Here is a 4,472-nt window from a genome sequence, read left to right on the forward strand (position 1 = left end):
CCGATCTGTGCGGGGCCGGGTCGGGCTCCGGGGCGGCCGCGGGGGCGCCGCTCCCGACGCCGCGCGCGGCGAACCAGCGCAGCAGGAGGGGGCCGAGGTCGACGTCCTCGGGCACGAGGTGCCCGCCCCGCTCGACCCGGTGGACGTCGGCCCGCGGCAGCCGGGCCCGCAGGTCGCGCAGGTACTGCTCGCCGAAGACGGGGTCGCGGACGCCCCACACGAGGAGGGCCGGGACGTCGGCGGCCCCCAGGGCGTCGGCGCCGGCCGTGACCCGGTCGAGCGCCGGGCGGCTCACGTCGTCGGCGCGCCAGGGGATGTCGGCGACGAAGCCCTCGACGGCGGCCCGGTCGGCGACGCTGCGGTAGGGCGCGCGGTAGGCGGCGCGGACCTCGTCGGGGAGGCGGCGGCGCGGCTGGGCCGCGGCCGCGCGGACGAAGGCGTCGGTGCGCGAGGTCGCCAGCGCGTGGAGGCCGGGGGCCGTGACGACCTGCAGCGCGAGGGGCAGGGCGGCGCCCGCGGGCGCGTGCACCGCCGTGTTGGTCAGCGCGAGGGCGGCCACCTGCTCCGGGTGCTCGCCCGCCCACCCGGTGACGACGACGCCGCCCCAGTCGTGGCCGAGGGCGACGACGGGGCCGGTGACCGGCGGCCAGCCGTCGTCCGTCCCCGCGCGGAGCACCTCGACGAGCGCCCCGAGGTCGGCGACGCGGTCGGCCAGGCGCCACGGGCCGCTCCCGGCGCGCGGGCGGCGGTCGGACAGGCCCATGCCGAGCTGGTCGACGGCGACCACGCGCCAGCGCCGCCCGGCGGCGTCCCCCGCGACGCCGGCGGCGACGACGTCGCGCCAGAGGTAGGACCACGTGGGGTTGCCGTGGACGGCGAGCACGGTGCCTGCGGGCTCCTCGCCCTCCAGGGAGCCGGCCCCGTCGAGCAGGTGCCACGTCCGCCGCGTCCCGTCGACGCTCGGCGCCTCGACGAGGCGCGACCAGCGCGGGTCGACGCCGGGCAGCGACGCCGGGTCGACGTCGGGGGCCCCCGGAGCGGTGGCGCGGGAGCGGGTGGGGGGTGCGGCGAGGGGGGAGGGGGAGCCCCTCACCAGCGGATCTCCGTCATGGCCGTGTTGAGGCCGGAGCCGACGCCCATGCAGAGCACCCGGTCGCCGGGGCGCAGCGACGGCGCCTCGGCCGCCAGCGTCATGGGCAGGGCGGCCGGCCCGACGTTGCCCCAGCGCGGGAAGGTCAGCGGCACGCGCTCGGGGTCGATGCCGATGCGCTCCACGAGGGCGCGGGTGTGGACGGTGCTCACCTGGTGGAGGACGTAGCGGTCCATGTCCTTCCACTCCCAGCCGTCGGCCCGGGCGTCGTCCCAGGCGTCGCCGACGAGCTGCATGCCCTCCTCGAGCAGGCCGCGGGCGTCGGTGACCATGCCGTCGTTGCTGCCGACGCAGAGCTCGTGGGCCGAGCTGCGGGCCCGGGACACGCCCCCGAGGACCTGCGGGGCGCCGGGGTGGTCCTCGGCCGGGCCGAGCACGGCCGCCGCGGCGCCCGAGCCGAGGGTGAGGGTGGCGAAGGCGTCGGTGTAGTCGCGCCGGGTGGCGTCCTCGGCGGACAGCCGCCGCAGGGTGGACTCGTGCACCGGGCGGGCGTCCTCGCCGTCGACGACGAGGGCGTAGCGGATCTGCCCGTTCTCGATCATCGTCGCCGCGAGCGTGAGCGCGTTGACGAAGCCGAGGCAGGCGTTGGTGATGTCGAAGTTGAGCGCCGAGGTCGGCAGCCCCAGCGCGTGGTGGATGCCGACGGCCACCGACGGCTCGAGGTTGGCGCGGTAGACGGACGTGTTGACGAGCAGCCCGACCTGGCCGGGCTCGACGCCCGCGGCCTCGAGGGCCTGGCGCCCCGCACGGGCGGCGCCCTGCGCGGCGTCTTCCTCCTCGCCCCACCAGCGGCGCTCCTCGATGCCCGCCAGCGAGGCGAGCGTGCCGGGGCGCATGCGCAGGCGGCGCAGGGTCGGGGCGAGCCGCTCCTCCATCGACGCCGACGTGACGACGACGGGCGCCTCGACCGCGCTCGTGCCGAGCAGGGCGGTGCCCTCGTGGTGGATGGAGGTGTTGCCCGACACGCGCATCGTCCGTCCTGCTCGAGGAGTGGCGCCCGGCGGGGGCGGTGCGGCGACCGCGCCCCGGGCGCACGGTCGAGAAGTCTGCCACTGCTCGGCCCGTGCGCCCTCCGGCGACGCCCCGACCCGGTGCTCGGGGTCACGAGCCGCGTCGCGGGGGGCGGCGCCGGGGGAGGAGAGGCTCAGGTCCGGGCGGGCTCGGCTCCACGAGGGGACGAGGCTCGGGAGGGGCTGAGGTTCAGGAGGGGCTGAGGTTCCACTGCCGCACGGTGGGCACCTGGTGGTTCTCGCCCAGCACGCTCAGCGACGCCGGGCTCAGCTCCAGCGCGGCGGCGGCGCTGGGCGGCAGGCCCAGGTACGTGGCCGCGAGGATGCGCAGCGAGTGCCCGTGCGCCACGAGGCAGACGGGGCCCTCGTCGAGGAGGGGGCGCACGCGCGCGAGGGCGTGAGCGGTGCGGGCGGCGACGTCCTGCACCAGCTCGCCGGGGGTGCGCCCCGGGGCCACGCCGTGGTCGAAGATCTTCCACTCGTAGCCGAGCTCCTCGCGCACCTGCGGCGTCGACTTCCCCTCGACGCTGCCGTAGTCCCACTCGACGAGGTCGGGGTCCTCGACGAGCTCGAGGTGGTCGCCGAGCCCCGCCAGCTCGGCGGTGCGGCGGGCCCGCTGCAGCGGGCTGACCCGCACCGCGCGCACGTCCCACGGCGCGAGGAGGTCGCGCAGGGCGCGGGCCTGCGCCTCGCCCTCCTCGGTGAGCGGGATGTCGGTCCTTCCGGTGTGGCGCCCGTCGAGGGACCACTCCGTCTGCCCGTGCCGCACGAGCAGCAGGGGGTGCGCGCCCGGTCCCGAGGCGTACGCGTGCGCGCCGTCCGACACCGGGCCCGTGACCCCGGCGACGGACGACCTCGTCCGGCCGTCCTCCGGGGCCCGTACGGCCCCGGCGGCGCTCGTGCCGGCGGACCCCCCGGCGGCGTCCTCGGGGCTGCGCTGGGCGGGGCTCGTCGCGTCCGTGCTCATGCGGCGACCCTAGGCAGACGCGCCGACCGGTGCGCCTCGCCCGTCGGGGGCCGACGAGGCGCGGGGTCCGGGCCGGGCCGGACCACGGGGGCTGCACGGGAGCCCGGCGGGTCGGGCCGCGCCGCCCTCCTACGCTGCTGCCGTGCTCGCCCCCCTGGCCCTGCTGCTCGGCGCCCTGTCGCTGGCGCTCGCCGTGTGGTCGCTGGTGGGCGCGGTGCGGGCGGCGCGGCCGTCCGGGGGCCAGCTGCTGCTGGCGGCCGTGCTGGAGGCCGCGATCCTCGTCCAGGCCGTCATCGCGACGGTGCTCGTCGTCACCGGCACCCGGCCCCTGTCGACGGCGACCTTCGCGGGCTACCTGCTCACCATCGTCCTGCTGCTGCCCGCCGGCGTGTTCTGGGGGCTGGCCGACCGCAGCCGGTGGGGCAACGGCGTCCTCGCCGTCACCGCCGTGACCACCGCCGTGCTCGTGCTGCGGCTCGAGCAGATCTGGAACGGGTGACCCGTGGCGCGACCCCGCCGTGACCCCGTCGGCGAGCCCCCTGCCGGCGACCCCCCTGCCGGCGCCCGGGGGGCCGCCGCGACGTCCGACGTGCGCCCGGCCCTGCGCTCGGGCCCGGGGCGGCTCCTCGTGGCCGTGTACGCCGTCTTCGCCCTGTCCGCGAGCGCCCGGGCGCTCGTGCAGATCGCCACGGACTTCTCCGCGGCGCCGCTCGCCTACCTGCTGTCGGCGCTGGCGGCCGCCGTCTACGTCGTCGCGACGGTCGCCCTCGTGCGCTCCAGCGAGCGCTCGCGGCGCGTGGCGCTCGTCTCGGTGACCGTCGAGCTCGTCGGGGTCCTCACCGTCGGCCTGCTGTCCGTCGAGGACCCGGTGGCCTTCCCCGACGCGACCGTCTGGTCGGGCTTCGGCGCCGGGTACGGCTACGTGCCCCTCGTGCTGCCGGTCCTGGGGCTCTGGTGGCTCCGCTCGCAGCGCCCCCGCCGCGCCGTCTGAGGCGCGGCGCACCACGGCGTCACCCCGTGGCCAGCGCCGCCGTGCCCGCGCACGCGGCCGCCCACAGGGTGCTGGCGAAGGTGCCGACGATGAAGCGCTCGGCGGCGTCGGCGGAGGTGCGCAGCTCGTCGTAGCGGCCGAGGCCCTTGACGGCGAGCACGACGGCGAGCCCCTCGGGCCACCCGGCCAGGAGGGTGGCCGCCACGGCCGCCCGCTCCAGCGCGCCGATGGCGGCGCCCCCGCGCAGCACCAGCCCCTGCGCGGTGGCGTCGAGGCGCTGGCCGCGCCGCACCGCCTCGAGGACGGCGCTCGCCCACGGCCCCCCGGCCAGGACGGCCGCCGCCACGGCGGCGG

At 78.5% G+C, this 4,472-nt stretch carries 5 protein-coding genes and 1 pseudogene; 2 read left to right on the forward strand and 4 right to left on the reverse strand.

All coding sequences use genetic code 11. The features are described from left to right. The 3 genes from HLB09_RS13540 to HLB09_RS13550 all read right to left on the reverse strand — a co-directional run. A partial coding sequence (locus tag HLB09_RS13540; protein ID WP_171203875.1) for an alpha/beta fold hydrolase occupies window positions 1–1,093 on the reverse strand: 1,093 nt, incomplete at its 3' end. Then, a complete protein-coding gene (locus HLB09_RS13545) occupies window positions 1,090–2,121 on the reverse strand; it encodes a 3-oxoacyl-ACP synthase III (protein WP_171203876.1) in 1,032 nt (343 codons plus the stop codon). The genes HLB09_RS13540 and HLB09_RS13545, both read right to left, overlap by 4 nt. A gap of 229 nt (window positions 2,122–2,350) precedes the next feature. Beyond that, a complete protein-coding gene (locus tag HLB09_RS13550) occupies window positions 2,351–3,127 on the reverse strand; it encodes a histidine phosphatase family protein (RefSeq protein ID WP_171203877.1) in 777 nt (258 codons plus the stop codon). Window positions 3,128–3,269: 142 nt separating this feature from the next. Here HLB09_RS13550 and HLB09_RS13555 point away from each other — a divergent pair, with 142 nt between their 5' ends. Both HLB09_RS13555 and HLB09_RS13560 read left to right on the forward strand, forming a co-directional pair. Then, the gene (locus HLB09_RS13555; protein ID WP_171203878.1) at window positions 3,270–3,626 is read left to right on the forward strand and encodes a hypothetical protein; all 357 of its coding nucleotides are present in this window, start codon (window positions 3,270–3,272) and stop codon (window positions 3,624–3,626) included. Between the two features lie 90 nt (window positions 3,627–3,716). Next, entirely contained in the window at window positions 3,717–4,118 is a 402-nt protein-coding gene (locus HLB09_RS13560; protein WP_171203879.1) for a hypothetical protein, read from the forward strand. 19 nt (window positions 4,119–4,137) lie between these two features. Here the strand turns inward: HLB09_RS13560 and HLB09_RS13565 are convergent. Further along, window positions 4,138–4,472, reverse strand: a pseudogene (locus HLB09_RS13565) (hypothetical protein); the annotation flags it as partial.

Source organism: Pseudokineococcus marinus (assembly GCF_013004605.1).
In the GTDB taxonomy this organism is placed as follows: Bacteria; Actinomycetota; Actinomycetes; order Actinomycetales; family Quadrisphaeraceae; genus Pseudokineococcus; species Pseudokineococcus marinus.

Excerpts from the sequence above, each read along its gene's own strand:
- HLB09_RS13545 (WP_171203876.1), bottom strand. The coding sequence starts at position 2,121 with ATGCGCGTGTCGGGCAACACCTCCATCCACCACGAGGGCACCGCCCTG.
- HLB09_RS13550 (WP_171203877.1), bottom strand. The coding sequence starts at position 3,127 with ATGAGCACGGACGCGACGAGCCCCGCCCAGCGCAGCCCCGAGGACGCC.